This window comes from Marinobacter azerbaijanicus (assembly GCF_030250645.1).
GTDB classification, from domain to species: domain Bacteria; phylum Pseudomonadota; class Gammaproteobacteria; order Pseudomonadales; family Oleiphilaceae; genus Marinobacter; species Marinobacter azerbaijanicus.
Window position 1 is genome coordinate 90,910 of sequence record NZ_JASSVS010000004.1, and the last position, 24,731, is coordinate 115,640.

The following is a 24,731-nucleotide window of genomic DNA, read 5'->3' on the forward strand; positions in this document are numbered from 1 at the left end:
ACCAGGCAGGGAGAGAGTAACCAAAGATGTCTCAAAACTGTAAGTTTTTGTTCCCGCTGCAGCCGGCCGCATTTTGCGGCCGGCTGCAGCGGGACGTTACGCGATCTGCAACAATCTGAGCAGTTGTGGCCTATGCTGGTCCTGAATTACATCAGCCAGGGTATACTTGTCCAGCGTTTCCAGAAAAGCTGTAAGTGCTTCGCCGAGCATGGACTTCAACCCACAAACAGGGGTAATCCGGCAGGCATTCTTCGAGGAAAAGCATTCAACGATATTGAGATCCTGCTCGGTTTCCCGCACGAGAATGCCAACGTTGATATCTGCGGGCGCCATCTGCAATCGCATACCGCCCTTCTTGCCACGAACCGTCTCGATATAGCCTTTCTTGTTGAGCTGATGAACCACTTTCATCAAATGGTTCTTGGAAATATCGTAACTGTCCGCGATTTCCTGAATTGTTGCCAGTTCGTCACCCTGCACTGCCAGGTAGATCAGAACTCGCAGTGAGTAATCGGTGTAACGGGTGATATGCATTCATCAACTCCAGATACTTCAGATGCCTCGTCAACACGAGGCACGCGTTAAGAGATAACAGGCGAGGCCAAGAAACATCAGACCTGTCGCTACCAGAACCACTGTGGCCGCACCGCCCATGAACAGTGCAGCCCAACTCACGCAAAGCATTCCGCAGGCAAGCCACTTTGCTTTTACAGGAATGGCGCGCCTGTCACGCCAGTTCTCGATTGCCGGGCCAAAAAACTGATGGTTTTCCAGCCAGGCGGCAAAAACGGGCGACCCCTTGCTTGCCGACCAGGCGGCAAGCAGAACAAACGGTGTCGTCGGCACCAGTGGCAACACAACACCTATAGCGGCCAATGCGATACTTGTATACGCAAGGAGTCTGAAACCAGTTCTTCCGGACCAAGAAATCATTGGCATATTCTCTCACAGACGACAGCAATACCTGTCGCTATTCTACCTGTAATCAGTGCACGGGTCTTCCCAGTTGCTTCAGTGACACCAGCCTGGAGATGTAGGAAATCTTGATCCCGGTTGCAAATATCAGTGTTCCGATGTGAGCTACAATCTGCCCCGCCATAGGCAACGCACTGGCAAACGGGTAAGCGAGCAGAATCGTGGCCAGCAATCCAACTGTCGAAGCCAGCAGAGCACCATTCGAGAATCCGAGCAGCTTCTCCATCACCTTCCCTCCAATAAATTATTTAATATACATCTTTAATATATTCCCGATTGATCACAATTTCAACAGCCTGATTAAGAACCTTCATGGCAGCTTTTTTTTACCGCAACCATCATGATGAATACCACTCCATGGTTACCTCTCAGAAAATGGTGCAACCCCGTTACTTTTTATTTTTATAGATGTATTATACGTACATCTTTAAACCAGAGAGGAGCTGACCATGGCCAAATACCGTCGTCTATGGTTTCTGTTGATTGCCATCGTGGGGGTTACCTTCACGTTACTGGGCTATTTCGGCGCGGAAGTCTACCGCGCCGCGCCTCCCATTCCTGACCAGGTGGTGTCTGCCAACGGCGACACCCTGATGACCGAGGAAAGCATCCTCGACGGCCAGACTGCCTGGCAGTCCGTCGGCGGCATGCAGCTTGGCTCCATCTGGGGCCACGGGGCCTACCAGGCACCGGACTGGACGGCCGACTGGTTGCACCGGGAACTGGAAACCTGGTTGGAAATCGCTGCTCAGGAAGAATACGGGCAGGACTGGCACAGCCTCAGCGGGCAGCAGCAGAACGCCCTGCAGTACGACCTGAAGACCGAGTACCGCACCAATACCTACGAGGACGCTACCGGCACCCTGCACCTGTCCGAACGCAGGACCGCTGCCATTGCCGAAACCGCTGACTACTACAGCCGGCTGTTCAGTGATGCGCCCGAGCTGCAGTCTACCCGCTCAAACTACGCCATGAAGGAAAACACCCTGCCCAGCGCCGAGCGCCGCGAGCGGATGACCGAGTTCTTCTTCTGGACCGCGTGGGCCGCCGCCACAGAACGGCCAGACAGCGACGTTACCTACACCAATAACTGGCCACACGAGCCACTGATCGACAACAAGCCAAGCGCGGAGAATGTGGTCTGGTCGTTAATCAGTGTGGTGCTGCTGATTGCCGGCGTAGGTGGTCTGATCTGGGCCTGGGCCTTCCTGCGCAAAGAAGATGAGGAGCCGCAAGCCCCGCTCAAGGATCCGCTGAGCGCCGTTGGGCTTACGCGTTCCCAGAAGTCATTGGGCAAATACCTGGTACTGGTCGTTGGCCTGTTCACCTTCCAGGTGATGCTCGGCGGCTTTACTGCGCATTACACGGTGGAAGGCCAGAGCTTCTACGGTATCAACACCTCCGAATGGTTCCCCTACTCCCTGATGCGCACCTGGCATATTCAGGCCGCCATGTTCTGGATCGCCACCGGCTTCCTGGCCGCCGGCCTGTTCCTCGCTCCCATCATCAATGGCGGCAAGGACCCGAAATTCCAGAAACTGGGTGTCGACGTGCTGTTCTGGGCCCTGGTGGTTGTGGTTGCCGGCTCATTCATCGGCAACTTCCTGGCTATCGCTCAGATCATGCCAGCCAACCTCAGCTTCATGCTGGGCCACCAGGGTTATGAGTATGTGGACCTTGGGCGCCTCTGGCAGATTGGCAAATTCCTCGGCATCGTGTTCTGGCTGGTACTGATGCTACGCGGCATTGTTCCCGCCCTGCGCCAGCCCGGTGACAAGAACCTGCTGGCCCTGCTGACCGCTTCTGTGGTCGCCATCGGCCTGTTCTACGGCGCCGGCTTCTTCTACGGCGAGCGCACTCACATCTCCATCATGGAGTACTGGCGCTGGTGGATTGTCCACCTGTGGGTAGAAGGCTTCTTTGAAGTGTTCGCCACCGCAGCCCTGGCATTCATCTTCTGCAGCATGGGCCTGGTGTCCCGCACCGTGGCGACATCCGCCAGCCTGGCCTCTGCCAGCCTGTTCATGCTCGGTGGTGTACCGGGAACCTTCCACCACCTGTACTTCTCCGGCACCACCACACCGGTGATGGCAGTGGGTGCTACCTTCAGCGCCCTGGAAGTAGTGCCACTAGTTGTACTCGGCTACGAAGCCTGGGAAAACTGGCGTTTGAAGTCCCGCGCACCGTGGATGGAAAACATCCGCTGGCCGCTGACCTTCTTCGTGGCTGTGGCTTTCTGGAACATGCTGGGGGCAGGCGTTCTCGGGTTCATGATCAACCCACCGATCGCGCTGTATTACATCCAGGGCCTGAACACCACGCCCACCCACGCCCACGCAGCTCTCTTTGGCGTCTACGGATTCCTGGCCCTGGGCTTCGCCCTGCTGATTCTGCGCTACATCCGCCCACGCATCGTCTTTGACGAGCGGCTGATGAAAGTAGGCTTCTGGTGGCTGAACATTGGCCTGGTACTGATGCTGTTCACCAGCCTGCTGCCCGTCGGCATCATCCAGTTCGTGGCCAGCGCCAGCGAAGGGCTGTGGTACGCACGTAGTGAAGCCTTCATGCAGAGCGATATCCTGCAAACCCTGCGCTGGGTCAGAACCATCGGCGACGTGGTCTTTATCGTCGGCGCCCTGGCAGTGGCCTGGCAGGTAGTGAAGGGGGTCTTCTTCCCGGATCTGGAGCCGGTTGTCCTCGAAACTGACGAGCAAGGCGCAGCCAGCGAGCTCAGCGCCTGATTCAGCAGAGCCCCGGCCAGGGATGGCCGCTCTGCGCAACCCAAACCAAGGAGTGCTGTCATGACAATTGCTGAAACTATGACCCAGGCATCCAACGAAGAACTGATCGAACATATCCTGACCCGTTACCACGACACCCACCGGGAGCAGTTGCCGGAACTGATCCAGCTGTCCGAACGGGTAGAACGGGTCCACGGCGGCCATACCGCCTGCCCGGCCGGCCTTTCGGCCCACCTTGCGCAGATGGCTGAAGAGCTCGAGACTCATATGGCGAAAGAGGAGCAGATCCTTTTCCCCATGATTGCCCGGGGAATGGGCGCCATGGCCAGTGGCCCTGTGTCCGTGATGCGGCATGAACACGAAGATCACGGCACCGCGCTGGAGGAACTGGAGCGCATTACCAATGGTCTGACCCTGCCAGAAGGTGCCTGCAGAAGCTGGCAGCGCCTCTATCAGGGGCTTGAATCGTTCCGTGATGACCTGAAAGCCCACATACAGACAGAAAACACTCTGCTTTTCAGCCGCATCGATGGCGGAAGCTAGCAAGGGATACTCCCGCGGGGGTATCGGATTTGCAGGGCTGATTTGCCATAATCAGCCTATGCTCTATGCTTATTGGCGAGAGTCCACACAGTAAAGGACAGGAACGATTCACATGCCCCACGCCAAGCTGACAGACCGATTTGGCCGTACCGTCAACTACGTGCGCCTGTCCGTTACTGACCGCTGCGATTTCCGCTGTGTCTACTGCATGGCCGAGGATATGACTTTCCTCCCTCGCCAGCAGGTGCTGACCCTGGAGGAGATCGCCCGCGTGGCCCGTAACTTCGTGGCTCTGGGCACTGAAAAAATCCGCCTCACCGGTGGTGAGCCTCTGGTGCGCAAAGACATCCTCGAGTTGGTCAAGGAAATCGGCAGCTACGGGCTGCGCGACTTTGCCATGACGACCAATGGCAGCCAGCTGACCACCATGGCTGAGCCCCTGCGCAAAGCCGGAATGCATCGCCTGAACATCAGCCTCGATTCCCTGGACGCAGAGAAATTCCACAACATTACCCGCACCGGCAGGCTCAGCCAGGTGCTGGATGGCATCGATGCCGCCCGTGAGGCCGGTTTTCGGGGCATCAAGCTCAATACGGTGGTGATGAAGGGCCGCAACGATGAGGAAATTCCGGAGCTGATAGAGTTTGCCAGAAAGAAGCAGGTAGACATCAGCTTCATTGAGGAAATGCCCCTGGGCGAGATCTCCGAGCACGATCGTGGCCTGGCCCTGTGTACCAGCGAAGAAGTGCGGGACATCATCCGTCAGCACCATGAACTGGTGCCCGCCACTGAGGACTCCGGTGGCCCTGCCCGCTATTACCGGATGCCTGGCAGTCGTACGCGGGTTGGCTTTATTTCCCCCCATTCCCACAATTTCTGCTCCACCTGCAACCGGGTCCGGGTTACCGTTGAGGGCCGGCTACTGCTCTGTCTTGGCAATGAGCATTCGGTGGATCTGCGTCGTGTTCTGCGTGGCAATCCGGTGACGGACGACAAGCTTCGGGAAACCATCATCAATGCAATGGACCTGAAGCCGGAGAAGCATCACTTTTCCACTAACGGGGATGTCCAGATTCTTCGGTTTATGAATATGACCGGTGGTTGATGATTCTCACACACTGATGCCATTGTGTTCCTGACACTGCCCCAACTCATTCTGTTCGGCGTCATCTCCCAGTTCCTGTTCCTGATTCTGCTTTGCATCGCGCCGCTGAAGGCGCGACGTCTACCCCGGCAGCTCCTGGCGCTGATGCTTGCCGGCATGGTGGGCACTTTATTTGAGGTATTTCTACACACCACCGGCCTTGCCTCCAGATACCCGGATACCGCCTTTACCGGCACCATCCTGGGAATGCTGCAGCCCGGAGCTATTTTCTTGTACGCTCAATCGGTCATGTATCGTGATTTCCGGTTGAGGTTGCGACACCTGGTCCATTTCCTCCCGGTTCCGTTCGCTGCTGTGGTATTCGCGATGGGTTACTACAGCCTTCCCGAGGAAGCCCAGGTAAGGATGTTGTCGGACAGCCACTACCCAGGCGTCATGAACTCTATTGTCCTGGCAATTGTCCTTCACGGCATCGTAATCGGGTACTTGGCTGCAACACTAAAGAGAATTTCGCATTTTGGTGTCGAACTGCGGAATATTTTCTCGGACCTCGGCAACAAGGAGTTGGCATGGCTCCGGAATTTACTTTTTGCCTACGGAGCAGCCTGGTCACTCAGTCTTGTTTACTGCCTTCTTGCCCATGTGATGCGGGTAACGGGCAGCCATCAATCGCTGACCATTGCCACAACGATGGTCAGTGTCGCAGTCCTGCTTCCAATGTCGGTGCTGGCATTTCGGCAGCCCGCCGTCTTTGCCGGTATTGGTCAGTCTTTGATGAATACCGGAACAAGCTCTGCAGTCAGCACTTCAGACCCGTCTTCAGAGTCTCTGGCCAGCCGAATAGAACGGCTCATGAAAGAGCACCAACCCTACCTGTACTCGAACCTTACCGTAGATCGGCTGGCCCGCCAGGCAGAGCTTTCGCCCCGGGAACTGTCGCAATTCCTCAATCAACAGATGGGCAATAACTTTTACGAGTTCGTGAACGGGTATCGAATCGAACATGCGCGGCAACGTCTGGCAGATCCTGCAGACACAGGAACCATCACGGATATCATGTACGAATCCGGGTTTAATTCTAAGTCGGTCTTTAACACTCTTTTCCGTAAAACAAACGGCAAAACGCCTTCGCAGTATCGCCGCACACTCCGTAAAAACAGCTAATCGGCGTTCGGCGACACATCCAAACGTTCGTATTCCTGTATCCGAACGCCAGGACTCCCCCTTTCGGACATAGTGGATTGGCAACCGGCAGCCTCCGGGCTTTTCCCGGGCTGCCAAACACTTCCTGAGAATACCGAGAGGATAGTCATGAAATCATTCGGCAAAACCAAACGAATCGCCACACTTGCAATGATCAGCGGGAGCCTGCTCTGGAGTTCCGCCAGCTTTGCCCACTGCGACTCTCTGGACGGTCCTGTTATCGAAGATGCCAGGACCGCATTGAACGAACAGTCCCTTAAACCGGTCATGAAATGGATAGCCCCCACCAATGAAAAAGATCTCACTGCCGCGTTCAACGATACTCTGGAGGTTCGAGGGGAAAGTCCCCAGGCCCGGAAACTGGCTGACAAGTACTTCTTCGAGACGCTCGTGCGCTTGCACCGGGAAACTGAAGGTGCGCCCTACACCGGGTTAAAGCCGGCAGGCAGTGCTTCAGCAGCAGCCAAAGCTGCCGACAGAGCACTAGCCGAAGGTAATGTGGATGCCTTGGCACAAAAACTGGGTGAGAATGTCACCAACTTTGTAGTGAAGCAGTTTCGGGAGACCATTCAAGATGCCAACGCCGAATCAGTTCCAGACGGGCGCAAATTTGTCGGCAACTACGTTCGTTATGTCCACGCCATTGAGGAGATCCATAACATCATCGCGGGCACTCATGACGAACACTGATTCCCATCCTGGTACGTGATGCCAGCGATGAAATCAGTGGTCCATGGAATGCTCAGTTTCTGAACCTTCCGGCTCATGCATCTCGGGCATTCCATCCATCTCTCCCGATGGACCACCAACGTTCAGGTGGTCCATGGTGACGTTGTTATAGCTCAGCACCTGGCCGCCATAGTTCATCGCAAACTCCCTGGCGGCCTCTTCGGCAGCGAACGAGGCCAGGGTTGGACCCATGGCTCCGGTGCGCTTGGATCCCACCACAAAGAAAGCTTCCCGGGCATCGATCAGGGCGGTATCGTCCGGGTGCTCCCAGTCGGTCTGGGCCATGTCGTGAACGTAGAGGGTGTGCTCACGCTTTGCGTTTTCGGGCTGCAGTGCCCAGGAGAACATGTCGCGGGTTGAACAGAATTTGTTCACCTGCTGCTCTCTGGCGGTTATGGCTTCGCCTTTCGGGCCCGGGAAACGGGTGATGGCCATGCCGCAGACGTGGCACTCGTCGCCGGATTCGATATGGACCGGGTCGGGCTTTTCGGTGACCTGCTCTTGTGACTCGGAGCAACCGGCCAGGAACACGGCGAGCACGACCGCGGTAGACAAAGCTTTGAAATCAACAGTACGCATGAATATCTCCATGTCAGATTCGGCGGCTACGGAACAGGGCCCAGGCAGCAGCAAGGGGAATAACAAACCAGAGCACCAGGGCGAACCACAGGCCTGCCGCGCCAATGGGCAGATCTGCGCCGAGGCTCAGAACGCCGCTTAGCTGGGCACCCTCGCCGAATGCGACGATGTTGAGCAGGCGGTAGATGTCGGTGGGGTTGAGCATCAGCAGCCAGGGCAGCAGCTCGGGGCTGAGTTTGCCTTCACTGGCCACCAGGATCCCCAACAGCATCAGGTCGAAAACCAGCACAAAGAAAAACCAGATACCCAGGGCCAGGCCGGCCGCAACAGGCTTTTCGCTGACCCGCACGCTGATCATGTAGGCCAGCGCAATGAACCCCCAACCAAGCAGAATGGTGGAAACGATAAAGCGGGACATGGCGGCGGCCAGGGCGCCAACAGCCACGTCTTCCACCAGCAAGGCGATGGCAATGCCGGCAACACCGAAGCCGATCAGGGTTGCAAACGCCAGTGTCAGGCCATGACCGAGGAACTTACCGAACAGCAGCTGGCCACGGCTCAGGGGGTAGGTCATTAACAGAAGCAGCGTGCCGCCTTCTTCCTCACCGACGATGGCGTCATAGGCCAGCAACAGCGCGATCAGGGGGATCAGGAATATGCCCAGGCTGGCAAGGCTGGCGATCGTTGCCGGCGTGGAGGCATAACCCACCTGCCCCGATGCCGCTGCTCCAAACCAGGCAATGCCCAGCGCCAGCACGGCAAATACCAGCGCTATGGCAATCAACCAGCGGTTACGCAGGCTGTCACTGAGTTCCTTGCGGGCGATGGTCCAGATGCTGTTCACTGGGCACCTCCACGGTGAGCAAGGCCACCGGAGCCGATGAAGTGGACGTACACATCCTCCAGTGTGGGCTGATGGATGCCCAGATCCTGTACCTCACCGGAATTCAGCAGGGCCTGGATCAGGGCCATTTTTTCAGATGGCCGTACGTCCACCTGCAGGCGTCCGTTATCTTTCCTGATCATCAGGCCATTGCTCGCTGAAGCACCGGCAATGGCTTTCTCCAGTGCTGGCGTACCATTGGCCGGTTCGATGGACAGAGTCACCGGCATGTTCGCCTGCCGGCGCAGCGCAGACAGGTCACCCACGGCCTTCAAGGCACCATCGGTGAGAATCGCCGCACGGTCGATGTAGGGTTCCACGCCCGGCAAAACATGGGAACAAAGCACAATACCCGTGCCTTCATCCCGCAGTTTACGCAACAACCGGTAAAGGTCGGCCGTGGCCACCGGGTCCAGCCCCACCGTGGGCTCATCCAGCATCAGCAGTTTCGGCTTGCCCAGAAGTGCCTGCGCCAGCCCAAGGCGTTGGCGCATGCCTTTGGAGTAGGTTTTAACCCGCGCATTCATGGCATCGCCGAGACCCACCTGCTCCAGCAGCTCAGGCACCTGCCTCAACGGCGCGCCCTTCAGGCGGGCAAAGTGATTCAGGATCTCCCGCCCGGTCAGCTGTGGGTAAAACATCACGTTCTCTGGCAGGTAGCCAATGTGTTGAGTGACATGGGGATCGCCTGCCTCACCGCCGAGTACAGACACCCTGCCCTGGGACGGCGTCATCAGCCCCAGAATCAGTTTGATAGTGGTGGTTTTACCGGCACCGTTGTGGCCAAACAGTCCCAGAATCTCGCCGGATTCCAGACGCAGATCAACCCCATTCAGTACCAGTGCCTTATCGTACCGATAACTCACATTCTCAAGACGGAAACAGCTCATCAGGACTCCGGTTGTATAGGTTCGGGCAGACTCATCAGCGGGTGGGAATCGCTGACGCCGGCGGCTTTGACCACAGGAAACGCGTCCTGCACCCAGCGCAGGGTGTCCACCGCAGGGCTATACATCAGCACCTTGGCTTCCGGATAGGTCCACAGCAACCGGTCCACATTGTCATTGGGTTCATAGGCCACATCGCCGATGCCATCCTGATTACGGTCCCACCCCAGATAATCACTCCAGTAATTGCCCCGTCCCTCCTTCGACCACTCCTGGGTGCGGGTTGCCACATACTTTACCTGGCGCTGGTTGTTCACGAACGCATTGCTGAACACCTCGTTTTCTTCCGACCCTGCCGTCAGATGGATACCGATATTGCTGTCCCGGAACACATTGTTCTCGAAGGTGTTGTACAGCGAGTTATAGATAAACACCGCCTTACCCTCAGCACCGGAAATAACAGCCCCGGCGGTCTGCCCCTGGGATACACCAGTCACCACGTTGCCCCGGAGTTCGGAGTTGGTAATGAAATTCATCAGAATGCCGTAATTCTCATCATTCTCTGAGCGGTTGTTGATCACCTTCAGATACTTGCTCTGCATCAGCGCATACCCGGTTCGGGTTCCCCGGGTAACATTGCCTTCAAGCACGTTATGCATCGAGTACATGTAATGAATGCCATAGCGCAGATCCGTGATCAGGTTGTTGCGGAGCTCGTTATTGTTGGCCGTCTCGATATAGATACCGTCCCGGGTCTGACTGATGTCATTCCCCTCAATCAACGCCCCGGTGGTGTTGAACATATGAATTCCGTTCCCCCGATCCTGCGACCGGATGGACGCATCCCCGCGTACTTCGTTATTGCGGACCGTTACATCCTTCGTCGCATCCAGCCACACCCCGAACGCCGGCCCCTGCAAACGGTTATTCTCGATAACAGCACCCCGAGCCTCCGGCGCCACAAAAATCCCCGCATCCAGCTCATTCAGATCGCCACCCCAGTTGCGCACCCGGCAACCGGAAAACGACACCTCCTCCGCCAGGATATCGATCGCATTACCCTCACCACCGCCGTCGATTACCGTATCGGCATGACAGGACACCGTCACACCAGGCACGCGAAAATCCAGCGACGAAACTTTCTCAGGGGGAAGCTCAAAGACAGCACCGGGTTCCAGTGCATCAAGCTGTTTTTGCAGGTCCGCATGAGCGGTCAGCGATAACAAGGCGACTGTCAGGGCCACCCCATAACGCATGAATTCTTGCATCAATACATCTCACAAAGGTGAAACAGACAGCGGCCTGCTTCCAAGTTTGGCAAGCCGAGAGGAAAGCCCTTTCCAAAACTGTGCGGAGCCATGGATGGCGGAGCTCAAGCGCCCCATGGACGGGCTTGAGCGTGTTTTGGAAAGGGCTTTCCTCTTGGATTGCTTCTCCCAAGCCTGAAAGCCGGGACTCCCGAAGGAGCCCCAGCCCAGGATCAGGCAAAAGAAGGTCAGGCCTTCTCCACCAACATGCGACCACCCATCTCCATGTGCAGCGCATGACAGAACCAACTGCAGTAGTACCAGTAAACCCCCGGCTTACCCGCCGTAAAGGTCACCGATGACGTCTGTTGCGGACTGATCTCCATGCTCACACCATGGTTCACCATAACGAACCCATGAGACACATCCTCAATGGAATCCAGATTGGTCACATACACCGTAACTTCGTCGCCCTCCTTGACTCGGAACTCCGTAGTCCCGAACTGCGGCGCCACAGAGGTCATGTAAACACGCACCTTGTTGCCGTCACGGATCACCTCATTGGAAGCCTCCAGAGTGACCCCGTCCTTCTCAGCCTGGGCACGAGCAGTGGCGAACAACGGATCATCACGGTCGTAGATCTTCTTGGTCTTGATCTGGTCACGACGAATCAGGATACAGTCGTGTGGCTCCGCAAACGCCGGACCATCGTGAACCAGCTTCATCTCCTCACCGGAAATGTCAATCAGCTGATCATTTTCAGGGTGTAGTGGCCCCACTGGCAGGAAGCGATCCTTGGAGAACTTGGACAGAACCACCAGCCACTTGCCGTCCGCATCGCGGGACTCAGTCAGGGACGCATGGTTGTGCCCTGGCTGGTAGTGCACATCAAGCTTCTGACGGATGTAATTGGTCTTCTCACCGTTGTAATCCTTGATCGCATCAGCGATGTTCCACTTACACACCTGACTGTCGATGAACAGGGTGGTGTAGGCGTTGCCACGACCATCATAGGTGGTGTGCAGGGGGCCGAGGCCCAGCTCCGGCTCGGCTACGATAGCATCCCGCGGCCCGATCTTGTCATCAAACACATCATCCAGCTTGTCGATCTGGATAATGGAACAGGTCGGTGACAGCTTGCCGTTGGCAATGAAATACTTGCCATCCGGTGATGTATTCAGACCATGCGGGTTCTTCGGAACCGGGATGTAGCGGGTCAGTTTCGAGCCTTCACGCCCGTTAACTACCGGAACATCGGAGTCACCAATGGTCTTGAAGTCACCGTTCTTGACAGCGGCTTCAATGCGCTCGACGTTGAACACCACAACCCAGTCGCGGTCGTTGCGCATGGTGCCAGCGAGATCTGCCGCTTTTTCAGAGTTGTAGCAGGTGGAAGCGGCATATTTGCCGGTGTAGTCGGCGTCGGTGTTATCCAGGTTGCCGTCCACAATCACCTGCCAGGCCACTTCCATGGTGTCTGCATTAACAGCACTGAACATGGTGTAGCTATTTTCCAGGCTGAAATCGCTGCCATCATTCGGGTGTGGAATCACAAATTCTGCGTTACAGAACACGTACTTGGTGCGCGGTACTTTCTGCAGTCGCAGGCCGTGAATCGCCTGTACATTCGGGATATGTGTGATTTTGTCCGTCTTCATGATGTCGAGACGGATACGGGCAATGCGGCTGTTGGCCTTGTCGTTGATGAACAGGTATTTGCCGTCGTAACGCCCGTCTTCCATGGAAATGTGGGGGTGGTGACAGTCACCATTCAGGTACTGCCGATCGCCGCCAAGGATCTCCTTGCTTTCATTGGTGATACCCCAGCCGGTGGCGGAGTCCACGTTGAAAACCGGAATACGCATCAGCTCACGCATGGAGGGCACGCCAAGGACACGCACCTCACCCTGATGACCACCGCTCCAGAAGCCGTAGTATTCGTCCAGCTCGCCGGGTGCAACGTGATACTTGTTCTGGGCGTCCTTGACTGCAGCAGCCCATGACTCCCGGGTCATCACGGCGCCACCCAGGCCAGTGGCGCCTACGGCGCCTGCCAGTGCGGTTGCACCCAGGAATTTACGGCGACTAAGACCGCTCTCTTCCGGTGCAGTGTTACCAAGCTCTTCTTTCTTTTTCATAGCGTCCAACTCCGTTGTTGGTAATGGCGGTATTGATTTTTGGTTTACTGCTTTTTTTGTTATGTCACCTGGGTGACCGGAATCTGTTCCGGATGGCCGGGTGCGTTATGGCCACGGCGTTTGCCGCGTCGTTTTACAATCAGTGGTGGGCATTTGTGGTCATCGAAATAGGTCATCTGGCAGTCCAGGCAGTAGTGGCACTCCTGATAATTGATGGTGCCGTCGGGATGGATTGCCTGCACTTCGCATTCATGCTCACACAGCCGGCAGGGATGCCCGCATTCTTTGCGCCGCTTCAGCCAGTCGAACACTCTCAGTTTGGTGGGGAGCGCCAGCGCCGCCCCCAGAGGGCACATATAGCGACAGAAGACTTTGCGGGTGAAAAGATTCACCGCGATCAGCAGCAGAGCATAAGTGACGAAGGGCCAACTGCGGTCAAAGCGCAAGGTGATGGCGGTCTTGAACGGCTCTATTTCAGCCATTTTTTCCGCTGTTGCAAGCGAATCCAGTGAAACGCCGAATAGCACCAGCAGAACGATGTATTTGATGGCCCACAGGCGCTCGTGAATAGCAAAGGGAACGGTGTATTGGGGCACTTTGAGCTTGCGTGCGATCTCGTTCACCAGTTCCTGCAGCGCACCGAAGGGGCAGAGCCAGCCACAGTAAACAGCCCTCCCCCACAATAAAACGATACCAGCGACCGTGGCCCAGAGGATGAATATCACAGGGTCAACGAGGAAGGTCTCCCACTGGAATCCGCTGATCAGGCTATTAACGAATGTCAGTACGTTGACGATGGACAGTTGCCCCAGGGCATACCAGCCAATAAAGAACAGGGTATAGGTCAGAAATGCATGGCGTATCCAGCGTGTTACCTTGGGCTTCTTAACCAGCCAGTCCTGGAAGAACAGAATGAACATGAGCACACCGATACCAATACCCAGAACAATGATCTGGAACTGGCGCTGATACCACACCTGCACCCACATGGGCTGTGTTTCCAGCCACTCCTCCTCGGACAGCTCAATTTCTGGCCGGGTGTAGTACTGATCCGGCAGCTGATATTCCAGCGGGAATACGGCAAACTCGCTGTCCAGCGGTCCGGTCTGGCGCTTGACGGATAGCTCCAGCGACCAGGGCGTGCCCGGATCGAAATTGTATTGCTGACGAATGATGAAGATCGCCATTTCGGAGAAATCAGGCATGCCTTCGGCATAAACGTCACTCAGCCGATAGAAGTCCAGATCCCGGAAGTTGAAGGTATCGCCGAACTGGCGAACCTGGATGCGGTCGAAAATACCGCCACGCACATAACCAGAGCCCTTGAAGGAGTATTCTCCGCTCGCCATCACTGCGATGGCGTGCTCACCCTCTTTCAGCTCTGACATCAGCCATTGGTACTGGCTTTCACCCAGAAGACTCCTGCCAATAGCGGGTACATTCAGATAGCCGGTGTAAAGATCGATCAGCGCCTCGTTACGCTCATCCGGAGCGGCCTCGTCAATACCTTCTGCCTCCGTGCCCTCGAATGCATCGTCCACCTGGCCCCGGGTCACCAACAAGCGACGGACCGAGCCATCACCAGTCAATTCTTTCCAGCTTTTTTCCTCGAATTCACTGGTCTTGAGTTCCGCGACCGGTGGCCGGGAATCGCTTCCACCTTCAACCAGCCCCAGTTCGGCGCCTATGCGATGAGCAGTTTTCATGATGACTTCGTTGATCACCATCACCGTCACTGTAGCCCCTGACAGGCCATCCACGGCAATTCGGCGTTCGGAGGATTTGCCGCCCACCGTGACCCTCTGGTCCGCCTTGAGGCCGACGTACTGGTCAGTAAACTCGTGCATCTTGATTTCGGGGATGCCGATCAGAAGAATCGGCTCGTCGTGGTGTATCACCTTAGCGCCCTTGATCTCGCCGTCGGTGTCAAGCACCACCATGGCGTTCAGGGGTTTGCCGGAATAGGCGGGCGTCTGCACGAAATCGAGAGTCTGGTAGGCGTATCCCAGAAGCTTGTCACCTCGACGAAGCTCCTGAATTGCACGGTTATCTTCCCTGGGAGATATATCGTTAACAGTGGGGAAAGCCTTTTTGATTACCTGACGTGCCGCTGCAGGCTCATAGTGTCTTGGAGCGGCTGCGGTGGCCGTGGTCACTGGAATCAGGACGAGGCAAGCCATGGTAATAAATGATATGGCTGCACGCTTAATCAAAGTCACGATACCCCCTGGGGACAGCTGCATGGAGAAGAGACGAGCGACAGCGGCATACTATTAGCCTGGCGCATTGGGATATTTGACATTTCTCACTGGTGACGGGCTGCCCTGTAAAAGCTAGTCGACAAAACAAAAACTTCAAATGCATCATTTAGCAGGATTAACCCAGGGACACGGCCTGGCCCTTTTGATCCAGTGGGAGATAGTTTCCCACGTGGCCCAGGCGGATAGATTCCACCATCATGGTGAGGGGTTGCTGTGCTTCATCCGAAGAAGGTTTCATCCCGCCACGGCCAGACATCGCAGCAACAAACACCACATCCCAGTCCTGACCGGTCTCACGTGACTCTTCAACAAGGGCGCTGAAATCACCGACCTCATCGGGCGATTTGTCAACGCATACCACGGGGGTCAGGGCGCCACCCTCTCCGTTGGCAAAGGCCGCCTTTTCAGCTGCTGAGGCATCATCCGGGAGCTCGGCACGACAGAACACGAACAAGAAGCGCTGGGGATCGGGTTCCGCATTGGCGGCTTTGAGCAGATCGTTATAGCTGGAGATCATTGAGTGTTTCCTGCATTAAGCATTTACTGGCTGATCTGGATCAACCGAGCGGGGTCGGAGATAAACAACCGGCTACGGTTAACCCTGACCAGGCCGTTCGATTTCAGGTCTGCCAGGATCCGCGAGAAGGTTTCCGGCTGCATGGCAAGCCGCGACGCCACCAGGCATTTGGGCAGGGGCAGCTCCACTTCGCCGCCTTCTTCGCCGCCACTGGGCAGCAGGTCAATCAGGTAACGGATCAGCCGGTCCCGGGCGCTCTGGATGGTCATGATTTCCAGATCGTGAAAGCGGGCCACGGCACGTTTAGCGTAATGGCGCAGTGCCGCCTGGGTGTATTCGGGCTTTCTTTCCAGCAATTCCTGATAGACCTTGACGGGTATCATCAATACTTCACTGGATTTGAGTGCTTCGGCGTAACAGGCGTATCTGGCCGGGTCTGCGTAGATCATGACTTCCGCAAAGCAGTCGCCGGGAGCGATACTGTCCAGTGTGCGGTCTATGCCCGAGGCGTCGAGGCGGTATAGACGGAGCCGGCCAGAGACCACGAAGAAGAAGTGATGGGCGGGCATGTCCTGGCGGTAGAGAAGCTGGTGGTGGCCAAGACGCAGGCGCCTGGACTGTTGCATCAGGTCTGACAGGTCGTCTTCGGCCAGTGATGAGAAGAGCGGATGCTCACGCATCGGGGCCAGGCGGTCATCCTCTTCCACGGGTTTGTTGACGGCAACCAGTACCGGTTTGCTGTAACGTGTTTCGGCAGTCTGCAATAGTGCCATGATATTTCCCCCTGCATTAATAATGCATTTCAGATCTGGTTTTATATTAGTGTGGCTGGAGGGGAAAATCGCTCCCCCGATGGGGGTATATGGCGGGTTATTTCTGAGTAATTGACTTGCCTCAAAGAAGGGACCTTGTTGCCCGGCTCTTTTCTTTACTTGGGAGCACAGGCCAATGGGTCCCTTCTTCCCAAAACACGCTCAAGCACATCCATGTGGCGCTTGAGCTCCGGTGCATAGCCTGGCGGGGGACCTCTTTCCAAAACACGCTCCTTGCGGCACGTCCCTGTGACGCTTGAGCTCCGCCATCCTTGGCTCCGCACAGTTTTGGAAAGAGGTCCCCCGCCAGTCTCCAGAGTTGTCGGGTGCCCGCTTTACTGCATCAGTGGTGAGTCTGGCAGCTCGAGGTCTACACCTTCCACGCCGGTTTCCGCAGCCAGAACCTGCAGATATTGCCGGAATGCCCGTCTTGTGACGCTTTCGTTCAGGTATTGCCGTATCTGGGGCTTGACGTGTTCGTATGGCAGCTGTTCGCCGTCGATGCGTTGGTCGACGCGGACGATGTGCCAGCCATAGCGGGTTTCGATCAGTTCCGGGTTGAGGCCTTCCTGCAGGGACAGCACCGGGCGCTCGAATTCTTCTACCGTCTGGCCTTTGCTGATCTGGCCGAGGCTGCCGCCCTGGTGGCGGGATTCGCAGGCGGAGTACTGTTTGGCCAGTTCTGCGAACTGGGCGCGGCCGTCAAGTAAGGATGACAGCAGTTGTCGACCGGCTTCTTCCTGGCGGATGCGTTCCTGGACGTCGTCCGGGGCGGCAGCCAGGAGGATGTGGCTGACGGCCATCAGGGTCGGGCTGCGGAAGCGGCCGGGGTTGGCGGCGTAGAAGCGTTCGCAGTCCTCTTCGCTGGGGTCAGGAACGTCGAGTTCCTGCTCCAGTACACAGGCGATGCGGTCTTCTTCGTCGGCGATGGTGTCCAGGTTCAGGCGCGTGGCCTGTTGCAGGAGGAGTTCGCGGATAACGAGGCTTCTGGCGGCGTCATGCCAGGCATCAACCACTTCTTCGGCCGGGTGGTGTTGCATTTCCCGGGCAATGTCGTCCTCACCGATCAGGGTTTCTCCCACATAGACCGGCGGAAACTGGTTTCTGGGTTTTTCGGCGTCGCCGACGGGGATGAGTTGCATGGCATTCACCTTTTTGATCTGGATGTCGGATTACGACTTCGTCTAATCCGACCTACGTTTGGGGTTTCGGGCTCTGGTAGGTCGGATTAGCGTGGCCCCGCCACGCGTAATCCGACATTTCTAACGTTACCCTCCGATCAAGCGCGCTTGCGCACCACCTGGTACTTGCGCCCGAAATACTCCACCGGCACGCTCAGCATGTGCACCAGCCGTGTGAACGGGAACAGTACAAAGATGGTCAGGCCCAGGAAGATGTGGGTCTTGTAGATCCAGTGCACGTCCGCAATGTAGTCGGCCACGCCGCCCTGCAGGGTGAAGATGCCTTGTGCCCAGGCTGAGAACTTGAGCATCGTGCTTCCATCCAGGTGACCCAGCGTAGGCAGGATAGTTACCAGACCAAGGCCAACCTGAGCTACCAGGATCAGGATGATCATGTTGTCAGCAAAGGTGCTGCTGGCCTGGATCCGCGGGTCGGTCAGACGCCTCCAGGCGAGCATGGCGCCACCGATCAGGCAGGCCACCCCGGCGATGCCGCCAACAACGATGGCCAGGACCTGCTTGGTGCCGGGCGTCATGAACGGCTCGTAGAGGGCATGCGGCGTCAGCAGGCCAACCAGATGGCCGAAGAAGATCACCAGGATACCCACATGGAACAGCACGCTTGCCATCACCATGTTCTTCTTGCGCAGCAGTTGGCTGGAATGGGCCTTCCAGGTGAACTGACCGTGGTCGTAACGCGCCCATGTGCCGATCACCAGAATGGCGATGGCCACATAGGGGTAGATTCCGAATAACAGTGTATTAAGATAGGACATTTCAGTTTCCTCCCGCGCCTTCAGGCGCCTCCTGCCTGACGGGGCATGGCGTCCGTCATCAGCTGATCGCTCAGGTGAATGGTCTGGGTCTGCTCCAGTTCGCGACGGCGCTGGCCGACAACGCCGCCGGTAGCGCAGGAACTGCCCTGATCGTCCACAAACTTCACCATTTCTTCCTCCCAGACCTTGTCCAGGGCTTCCGGCGTATCGTCACGCTCTTCTGCGGCCACAATCTGTGCCAGCTCCTGGCGATTGGTCTCGCGGCCGGACAGAACCAGCAGAGAATCCATCACAACGTGATAGAGGCTCTCGCGCTGGTAGAGTCGTTCGCCCAGCAGGCCAAGAATGTGGTGGATATCCTCCAGCCAGTTCCTGATCTCTTCCCATGGTCTGGTGGAGAGATACTCCAGGAACAACGGCAGGTAATCCGGTAGCTCTTTCGCATCGATTTCCAGACCATTGGCGCGGTACTGTTCCATCAGGTCCACCATGGCCTGGCCTCGGTCGCGGGATTCGCCGTGCACATGTTCGAATAACAGGAGGGATGTCGCCCTGCCCTTGTCGAAGGTGCCTACGTAGTTTTCCTGCATATCCAGCAGATCACCGTCGCACACCAGATCGATACACTGCAGCAGTTGTTCCTTGTTCTGCCTTGGCAGCCGGTTGTCCTCAAGGACAGCGGCTACCAGTGCATCCCTGGACTCCTGCAACTCGGCGGTGGGGTATTCCAGCAGCCTTGCCATTACTTTGAGTGTTTGCATGATAGCCTCCTTATTCCTGCAGCTGCTTGGGATCTACCTGCTTAACGGTAGACAGTTTCTGAACCATGCTTGTGGTCTGCTTGCGGCCTCCAAACATGTTGAACTCGCTGTCGCCGTTGCAGCCGTCGCCGAAGCTGAACCCGCAACCGCCGCGCTCGCCGTGAGCATCGGGGAAAGCTTCCTTCGCCAGCTCGCGATGGCTGGTGGGGATCACGAAGCGGTCCTCGTAATTGGCAATGGCCAGGTAACGGTACATTTCATCGGCCTGGGCCTTGGTCAGCCCGGCTTCCTGCAGTGCCCGGAGGTCTTCCTTGCCTTCCACGGTTTCCGCGCGTTTGTACAGGCGCATAGCCATGATCCGCTTGAGTGCACGGACAATCGGCTTCTCGTCGCCAGCTGTCAGCAGGTTGGCCAGGTACTTGACCGGAATCCGCAGGCTTTCGATCTTCGGCAGGATGCCGTCAAACTCGACCTTGCCGGCTTCCGCCGCAGACTGGATCGGACTCAGTGGCGGCACATACCAGACCATGGGCAGGGTGCGGTATTCCGGGTGCAGTGGCAGAGCCAGTTTCCAGTCCACTGCCATCTTGTAGACCGGGCTTTGCTGGGCGGCTTCGATGACGTTCATCGGGATGCCGTCCTTTTTCGCCTGCTCGATCACCTTCGGATCGTTCGGATCCAGGAAGATTTCCAGTTGCTTCTCGTACAACTCGTGCTCGCCCGGCGTGCTGGCTACTTCTTCGATGCGGTCAGCATCATAGAGCAGCACACCCAGGTAGCGGATGCGGCCGACACAGGTCTCGGAGCATACGGTGGGCAGGCCGGCTTCAATCCGCGGGTAGCAGAAGATGCACTTCTCGGACTTGCCAGTTTTCCAGTTGAAGTAGATCTTCTTGTAGGGGCAGCCGGACACACACATCCGCCAGCCACGGCACTTGTCCTGATCGATCAGCACGATGCCGTCCTCTTCCCGCTTGTAGATGGCGCCGCTGGGGCAGCTGGCCACACAGGTGGGATTCAGGCAGTGCTCGCACAGGCGAGGCAGGTACATCATGAATGTATTTTCGAACTGGCCGTAGATGTCCGCCTGGACCTGATCGAAGTTCTTGTCCTTACGGCGCTTGGCGAATTCGGTGCCCAGAATTTCTTCCCAGTTCGGGCCCCATTCGATTTTCTGCATGCGCTTGCCGGAAATCAGCGAGCGGGGCCGCGCCACGGGTTGATGCTTGCTGTCACCGGCGGTATGGAGGTGCTGGTAGTCGAAGTCGAACGGCTCGTAGTAGTCGTCGATCTGCGGCAGATCCGGATTGGCGAAGATGTTCGCCAGAATCCGGAAACGGCCACCGATCTTCGGGCGGATCTTGCCGGAGCTGTCACGCATCCAGCCGCCCTTCCACTTGTCCTGGTTCTCCCACTCTTTCGGGTAGCCGATACCGGGCTTGGTCTCGACGTTGTTGAACCAGGCGTATTCCATGCCTTCACGGCTGGTCCACACGTTTTTGCAGGTCACCGAACAGGTATGACAACCGATGCACTTGTCCAGGTTCAGTACCATGCCGACTTGGGAACGGATTTTCATTTTTTCGCCTCCTGAACAGTGTCATTACCTTCGCCATCGAGCCAGTCGATGTTGTGCATCTTGCGCACCACCACGAATTCATCGCGGTTGGAGCCTACGGTGCCGTAGTAGTTGAAGCCGTAGGAATACTGGGCGTAACCACCGATCATGTGGGTCGGTTTCGGACAGACCCTGGTGACCGAGTTGTGGATGCCACCACGGGTGCCAGTGATCTCGGAGCCTGGAATATTCACGATCCGCTCCTGGGCGTGGTACATCATCACCATGCCGGGCATCACACGCTGGCTTACGACCGCCCGGGCCGCGATGGCCCCGTTGGCGTTGAACAGCTCGATCCAGTCGTTGTCCTCGATCTCCATCTCCTTGGCGTCGTCTTCGCTCAGCCAGACGATGGGGCCACCGCGGGACAGGGTCAGCATCAGCAGGTTGTCGCTGTAGGTGCTGTGGATACCCCACTTCTGGTGCGGCGTGATCCAGTTCAGCGCTTTTTCCGGGTTACCGTTGCTGCGCTGGTTCAGCATGCTGCTGACCGTCTTGGTGTTGATAGGCGGCCGGTAGACCAGCAGGCTTTCGCCGAAGGCCCGCATCCACTCGTGGTCCTGGTAGAACTGCTGACGGCCAGTCAGCGTGCGCCAGGGGATCAGCTCATGGACATTGGTGTAGCCAGCGTTATAGGACACGTGCTCATCTTCCAGGCCAGACCAGGTCGGGCTTGAGATGATCTTGCGCGGCTGCGCCACGATGTCCCGGAAGCGGATCTTTTCCTCTTCCTTGTTCTTTGCCAGATGCGTGTGATCCAGGCCGGTCATTTCCGACAGCGCGGCCCAGGCTTTCACAGCAACCTGGCCGTTGGTTTCCGGCGCCAGGGTCAGAATCACTTCGGCGGCATCAATCGCGGATTCGATCTTCGGCCGACCGTCATTGGCACCCCCGATATGGGTGTAGTTCAGCTCCTTCAGGAAGTTCACTTCCTTCTCGGTGTTCCAGTTGATGCCCTTGCCACCGTTACCCAGCTTTTCCAGCAGCGGCCCAAGGGAGGTAAAGCGTGCATAGGTGTTCGGGTAGTCCCGCTCCACGGTGATGAAGCTGGGTGCGGTCTTGCCTGGAATCAGCTCGCACTCGCCACGCTTCCAGTCCTTCACATCAAAGGCCTGGCCCAGTTCCGCCGGCGCGTCGTGCAGCAGCGGCAGGGTAACCACGTCTTTCTCGACACCCAGATGGCCTTCAGTAGCCTTGGAGAACGCCTTGGCAATACCCTTGTAGATTTCCCAGTCACTGCGCGCTTCCCAGGCCGGATCAGTAGCGGCGGTCAGCGGGTGAATGAACGGGTGCATGTCCGAGGTATTCAGGTCGTTCTTCTCGTACCAGGTGGCCGTCGGCAGAACGATGTCGGAATACAGACAGGTGGTGGACATGCGGAAGTCCAGGGTCACCAGCAGATCGAGCTTGCCCTCAGGCGCCTCGTCGTGCCACTTGACCTCTGTTGGCTTGACGCCACCTTCGTGGCCAAGATCCTTACCCTGCAGGCCGCTGGTGGTGCCCAACAGATACTTGAGCATGTACTCGTGGCCCTTGCCGGAGGAGCCCAGCAGGTTGGAGCGCCACACAAACAGGTTGCGCGGGCAGTTCTGTTTCGCTTCCGGGTCTTCGCTGGCGAACGCCAGGGAGCCGTCTTTCATGGATTGGGCCACGTAATCGGATACTTCCATACCCGCTTTCTCGGCTTCCGCGGCAATACCCAATGGGTTGCGGTTCAGCTGCGGTGCGGAGGGCAACCAGCCCATGCGCTCGGCACGTACGTTGTAGTCGATCAGGCTGCCACCGAATTTGGACTTGTCCGCCAGCGGCGACAGGATTTCGTCCACTCCCAGTTTCTCGTAGCGCCACTGGCCGGAGTGGGCGTAGAAGAAGGAGGTGGAGTTCATGTGGCGTGGCGGACGCTGCCAGTCCAGACCGAATGCCAGCGGCTGCCAGCCAGTCTGCGGACGCAGCTTTTCCTGGCCGACATAATGGGCCCAGCCGCCGCCACTCTGGCCGATACAGCCACACATGATCAGCATGTTGATCAGGCCACGGTAGTTCATGTCCATGTGGTACCAGTGGTTCATACCGGCACCCACGATGATCATGGAACGGCCCCTGGTCTTGTTCGCGTTGTCGGCGAACTCGCGGGCAATGCGTGTCACCTTGTGGGCGGGAACGCCGGTGATCTTTTCCTGCCAGGCCGGGGTGTAAGGCTTCACTTCGTCGTAGGAAGTTGCGCCGTCATCCTCGCCCAGGCCACGACTGATGCCATAGTTAGCGATCATCAGATCATAAACTGTGACTACCCTGCCTTCGCCACCATCAGCCAGCTGCACTTTGCGGCTGCCCAGCTTGTGAGTCAGAGTGTCTGAAATCTCGACGCTCTTAAAATGAGTGTGTTCAATACCACCGAAGTACGGGAAAGCCACGTCCACCACTTCGTCGTGTTTCTCGACCATCGACAGTTGCAGTTCCACATCGTTGCTGCTTGCGGTCTGCTTGAGGTTCCACTTGCCCTTCTCACCCCAGCGATAGCCAATGGAGCCATTGGGTGCTGTCAGCTGGTTGGTCTTCTCATCGATAGCAATGGTTTTCCACTCGGGGTTGTTCTCTTCCCCGAGGCCATCCACCAGGTCACTGGCACGCAGGAAGCGGCCCGGCACATAACGGCCATCCTCGCGCTGCTCCAGCATGACCAGATACGGCATGTCGGTGTAGCGACGCACATAGTCGGTAAAGTACTCGCTGGGCTTTTCAATGTGGAACTCTTTGAGAATCACGTGACCCATGGCCATACCCAGCGCGGCGTCGGTGCCCTGCTTCGGGTTCATCCACTCGTCAGACAGCTTGGAAACTTCCGCGTAATCCGGAGTAATGGCAACGGTCTTGGTGCCCTTGTAACGCACTTCGGTAAAGAAGTGGGCGTCCGGGGTCCGGGTCTGGGGAACGTTGGAACCCCAGGCAATGATGTAACCGGAGTTGTACCAGTCGGCTGATTCCGGCACGTCAGTCTGCTCACCCCAGGTTTGCGGGGAAGCCGGCGGCAAGTCGCAGTACCAGTCGTAGAAGCTCATGCACACGCCACCGATCATGGACAGGTAACGGCTGCCGGCTGCGTAGGACACCATGGACATGGCTGGAATCGGCGAGAAGCCGATAATGCGGTCAGGGCCGTACTGCTTCGCTGTGTAAACGTTGGAAGCGGCGATCAGCTCGTTGACTTCGTCCCAGCTGGAACGCACAAAGCCGCCCATACCACGACGGGGCTTGTACTCGGCGGTCTTCTTGGGGTCTTCCACGATGGAAGCCCAGGCGTCCACCGGATCGTTGTGCTGCATCTTCGCGGAGCGCCAGAGCCTCATCAGATGCTTGCGCATCAGCGGGTACTTGAGGCGGTTGGCGCTGTACATGTACCAGGAGTAACTGGCGCCACGGGGACAGCCGCGTGGCTCATGGTTGGGCAGGTCCGGGCGGGTACGGGGATAGTCGGTCTGCTGGGTTTCCCAGGTAACCAGGCCGTTCTTGACGTAGATTTTCCAGCTGCAGGAGCCGGTGCAGTTAACACCGTGGGTGGAACGCACAACCTTGTCGTGCTGCCAGCGCTGGCGGTAGCTGTCTTCCCACTCGCGGCTGACTTCATGGGTTTCGCCGTGGCCGTTCGCGAACGGCTCGCGCTTCTTTTTGAAGTAGCTCAGTTTATCGATCAAATGACTCATGGTCTCTCTCTCCATCAACCCGTCGTCCGGATCATTGTTCCGATTTGAGACCATTGTGTGGGAGAAAGACCCTG

General features: G+C 57.2%; 21 protein-coding genes. 5 read left to right on the plus strand and 16 right to left on the minus strand.

What is annotated here, in order from left to right:
• Positions 1 to 96: 96 nt before the first annotated feature.
• Genes QPM17_RS09540 through QPM17_RS09550 form a run of 3 tightly spaced genes read right to left on the minus strand, consistent with a single transcriptional unit; the run spans position 97 to position 1,201 of the window.
• Positions 97 to 534, minus strand: coding sequence for an RrF2 family transcriptional regulator (locus QPM17_RS09540; RefSeq protein WP_275705265.1), 438 nt, complete (start codon positions 532 to 534; stop codon positions 97 to 99).
• A gap of 30 nt (positions 535 to 564) precedes the next feature.
• On the minus strand, positions 565 to 939 hold the full coding sequence (locus tag QPM17_RS09545) for a YbaN family protein (protein WP_340366441.1): 375 nt from the start codon (positions 937 to 939) through the stop codon (positions 565 to 567).
• 46 nt (positions 940 to 985) lie between these two features.
• Positions 986 to 1,201: a hypothetical protein gene (locus QPM17_RS09550; protein WP_285390443.1), complete on the minus strand. Its 216-nt coding sequence runs from the start codon at positions 1,199 to 1,201 to the stop codon at positions 986 to 988.
• A 223-nt stretch (positions 1,202 to 1,424) separates the two neighbouring features.
• On the opposite strand from QPM17_RS09550, the gene QPM17_RS09555 reads away from it, so the two are divergent.
• The 5 genes from QPM17_RS09555 (at position 1,425) to QPM17_RS09575 (ending at position 7,257) form a co-directional block, all read left to right on the plus strand.
• Positions 1,425 to 3,716 (plus strand): nitric-oxide reductase large subunit, encoded by a 2,292-nt coding sequence (locus QPM17_RS09555; protein WP_285390444.1) that lies wholly within the window; start codon positions 1,425 to 1,427, stop codon positions 3,714 to 3,716.
• Positions 3,717 to 3,776: 60 nt separating this feature from the next.
• The gene (locus tag QPM17_RS09560; RefSeq protein WP_285390445.1) at positions 3,777 to 4,259 is read left to right on the plus strand and encodes a hemerythrin domain-containing protein; all 483 of its coding nucleotides are present in this window, start codon (positions 3,777 to 3,779) and stop codon (positions 4,257 to 4,259) included.
• 112 nt (positions 4,260 to 4,371) lie between these two features.
• Positions 4,372 to 5,364 carry a GTP 3',8-cyclase MoaA gene (gene moaA / locus QPM17_RS09565; RefSeq protein WP_285390446.1) on the plus strand — a complete coding sequence of 331 codons (993 nt, stop codon included), beginning with the start codon at positions 4,372 to 4,374 and terminating at the stop codon, positions 5,362 to 5,364.
• Positions 5,365 to 5,508: 144 nt separating this feature from the next.
• Positions 5,509 to 6,528, plus strand: a complete 1,020-nt coding sequence (locus QPM17_RS09570) for a helix-turn-helix domain-containing protein (RefSeq protein WP_285390447.1) — start codon at positions 5,509 to 5,511, stop codon at positions 6,526 to 6,528.
• 147 nt (positions 6,529 to 6,675) lie between these two features.
• Complete coding sequence (locus QPM17_RS09575; RefSeq protein WP_285390448.1) at positions 6,676 to 7,257, plus strand: DUF6448 family protein; 582 nt, start codon at positions 6,676 to 6,678, stop codon at positions 7,255 to 7,257.
• Between the two features lie 33 nt (positions 7,258 to 7,290).
• On the opposite strand, the gene QPM17_RS09580 is transcribed toward QPM17_RS09575, so the two are convergent.
• From QPM17_RS09580 to QPM17_RS09640, 13 genes are all read right to left on the minus strand, one after another.
• Positions 7,291 to 7,875: a nitrous oxide reductase accessory protein NosL gene (locus QPM17_RS09580; protein ID WP_285390449.1), complete on the minus strand. Its 585-nt coding sequence runs from the start codon at positions 7,873 to 7,875 to the stop codon at positions 7,291 to 7,293.
• Between the two features lie 13 nt (positions 7,876 to 7,888).
• Entirely contained in the window at positions 7,889 to 8,719 is an 831-nt protein-coding gene (locus tag QPM17_RS09585) for an ABC transporter permease (protein ID WP_285390450.1), read from the minus strand.
• Positions 8,716 to 9,648 (minus strand): ABC transporter ATP-binding protein, encoded by a 933-nt coding sequence (locus QPM17_RS09590; RefSeq protein ID WP_285390451.1) that lies wholly within the window; start codon positions 9,646 to 9,648, stop codon positions 8,716 to 8,718. The genes QPM17_RS09585 and QPM17_RS09590 overlap by 4 nt, the downstream gene beginning before the upstream one ends.
• Entirely contained in the window at positions 9,648 to 10,913 is a 1,266-nt protein-coding gene (locus QPM17_RS09595) for a nitrous oxide reductase family maturation protein NosD (RefSeq protein ID WP_285390452.1), read from the minus strand. The genes QPM17_RS09590 and QPM17_RS09595 overlap by 1 nt, the downstream gene beginning before the upstream one ends.
• A gap of 227 nt (positions 10,914 to 11,140) precedes the next feature.
• Positions 11,141 to 13,030, minus strand: coding sequence for a TAT-dependent nitrous-oxide reductase (gene nosZ, locus QPM17_RS09600; protein WP_285390453.1), 1,890 nt, complete (start codon positions 13,028 to 13,030; stop codon positions 11,141 to 11,143).
• A 59-nt stretch (positions 13,031 to 13,089) separates the two neighbouring features.
• Positions 13,090 to 15,210, minus strand: a complete 2,121-nt coding sequence (nosR, locus tag QPM17_RS09605; RefSeq protein WP_285390756.1) for a transcriptional regulator NosR — start codon at positions 15,208 to 15,210, stop codon at positions 13,090 to 13,092.
• Positions 15,211 to 15,406: 196 nt separating this feature from the next.
• Positions 15,407 to 15,808, minus strand: coding sequence for a ribonucleotide reductase subunit alpha (locus QPM17_RS09610; RefSeq protein WP_285390454.1), 402 nt, complete (start codon positions 15,806 to 15,808; stop codon positions 15,407 to 15,409).
• Between the two features lie 23 nt (positions 15,809 to 15,831).
• The gene (locus QPM17_RS09615; RefSeq protein WP_285390455.1) at positions 15,832 to 16,581 is read right to left on the minus strand and encodes a Crp/Fnr family transcriptional regulator; all 750 of its coding nucleotides are present in this window, start codon (positions 16,579 to 16,581) and stop codon (positions 15,832 to 15,834) included.
• A 374-nt stretch (positions 16,582 to 16,955) separates the two neighbouring features.
• A complete protein-coding gene (locus QPM17_RS09620) occupies positions 16,956 to 17,762 on the minus strand; it encodes a peptidylprolyl isomerase (protein ID WP_285390456.1) in 807 nt (268 codons plus the stop codon).
• A 137-nt stretch (positions 17,763 to 17,899) separates the two neighbouring features.
• Positions 17,900 to 18,577 carry a respiratory nitrate reductase subunit gamma gene (gene narI, locus QPM17_RS09625; protein WP_285390457.1) on the minus strand — a complete coding sequence of 226 codons (678 nt, stop codon included), beginning with the start codon at positions 18,575 to 18,577 and terminating at the stop codon, positions 17,900 to 17,902.
• A 20-nt stretch (positions 18,578 to 18,597) separates the two neighbouring features.
• Positions 18,598 to 19,338, minus strand: coding sequence for a nitrate reductase molybdenum cofactor assembly chaperone (gene narJ / locus QPM17_RS09630; RefSeq protein ID WP_285390458.1), 741 nt, complete (start codon positions 19,336 to 19,338; stop codon positions 18,598 to 18,600).
• Positions 19,339 to 19,348: 10 nt separating this feature from the next.
• Positions 19,349 to 20,917, minus strand: coding sequence for a nitrate reductase subunit beta (gene narH, locus QPM17_RS09635; RefSeq protein ID WP_285390459.1), 1,569 nt, complete (start codon positions 20,915 to 20,917; stop codon positions 19,349 to 19,351).
• Positions 20,914 to 24,657, minus strand: a complete 3,744-nt coding sequence (locus QPM17_RS09640; protein WP_285390460.1) for a nitrate reductase subunit alpha — start codon at positions 24,655 to 24,657, stop codon at positions 20,914 to 20,916. The genes narH and QPM17_RS09640 overlap by 4 nt, the downstream gene beginning before the upstream one ends.
• Positions 24,658 to 24,731 lie beyond the last annotated feature (74 nt).

Bases quoted from the DNA above. Each gene is read 5' to 3' on its own strand.
- QPM17_RS09540 (WP_275705265.1), bottom strand. From the start codon at position 534: ATGCATATCACCCGTTACACCGATTACTCACTGCGAGTTCTGATCTAC.
- QPM17_RS09545 (WP_340366441.1), bottom strand. From the start codon at position 939: ATGCCAATGATTTCTTGGTCCGGAAGAACTGGTTTCAGACTCCTTGCG.
- QPM17_RS09550 (WP_285390443.1), bottom strand. From the start codon at position 1,201: ATGGAGAAGCTGCTCGGATTCTCGAATGGTGCTCTGCTGGCTTCGACA.
- QPM17_RS09555 (WP_285390444.1), top strand. From the start codon at position 1,425: ATGGCCAAATACCGTCGTCTATGGTTTCTGTTGATTGCCATCGTGGGG.
- QPM17_RS09560 (WP_285390445.1), top strand. From the start codon at position 3,777: ATGACAATTGCTGAAACTATGACCCAGGCATCCAACGAAGAACTGATC.
- moaA (WP_285390446.1), top strand. From the start codon at position 4,372: ATGCCCCACGCCAAGCTGACAGACCGATTTGGCCGTACCGTCAACTAC.
- QPM17_RS09570 (WP_285390447.1), top strand. From the start codon at position 5,509: ATGCTTGCCGGCATGGTGGGCACTTTATTTGAGGTATTTCTACACACC.
- QPM17_RS09575 (WP_285390448.1), top strand. From the start codon at position 6,676: ATGAAATCATTCGGCAAAACCAAACGAATCGCCACACTTGCAATGATC.
- QPM17_RS09580 (WP_285390449.1), bottom strand. From the start codon at position 7,875: ATGCGTACTGTTGATTTCAAAGCTTTGTCTACCGCGGTCGTGCTCGCC.
- QPM17_RS09590 (WP_285390451.1), bottom strand. From the start codon at position 9,648: ATGAGCTGTTTCCGTCTTGAGAATGTGAGTTATCGGTACGATAAGGCA.
- QPM17_RS09595 (WP_285390452.1), bottom strand. From the start codon at position 10,913: ATGCAAGAATTCATGCGTTATGGGGTGGCCCTGACAGTCGCCTTGTTA.
- nosZ (WP_285390453.1), bottom strand. From the start codon at position 13,030: ATGAAAAAGAAAGAAGAGCTTGGTAACACTGCACCGGAAGAGAGCGGT.
- nosR (WP_285390756.1), bottom strand. From the start codon at position 15,210: ATGGCTTGCCTCGTCCTGATTCCAGTGACCACGGCCACCGCAGCCGCT.
- QPM17_RS09610 (WP_285390454.1), bottom strand. From the start codon at position 15,808: ATGATCTCCAGCTATAACGATCTGCTCAAAGCCGCCAATGCGGAACCC.
- QPM17_RS09615 (WP_285390455.1), bottom strand. From the start codon at position 16,581: ATGGCACTATTGCAGACTGCCGAAACACGTTACAGCAAACCGGTACTG.
- QPM17_RS09620 (WP_285390456.1), bottom strand. From the start codon at position 17,762: ATGCAACTCATCCCCGTCGGCGACGCCGAAAAACCCAGAAACCAGTTT.
- narI (WP_285390457.1), bottom strand. From the start codon at position 18,577: ATGTCCTATCTTAATACACTGTTATTCGGAATCTACCCCTATGTGGCC.
- narJ (WP_285390458.1), bottom strand. From the start codon at position 19,338: ATGCAAACACTCAAAGTAATGGCAAGGCTGCTGGAATACCCCACCGCC.
- narH (WP_285390459.1), bottom strand. From the start codon at position 20,917: ATGAAAATCCGTTCCCAAGTCGGCATGGTACTGAACCTGGACAAGTGC.
- QPM17_RS09640 (WP_285390460.1), bottom strand. From the start codon at position 24,657: ATGAGTCATTTGATCGATAAACTGAGCTACTTCAAAAAGAAGCGCGAG.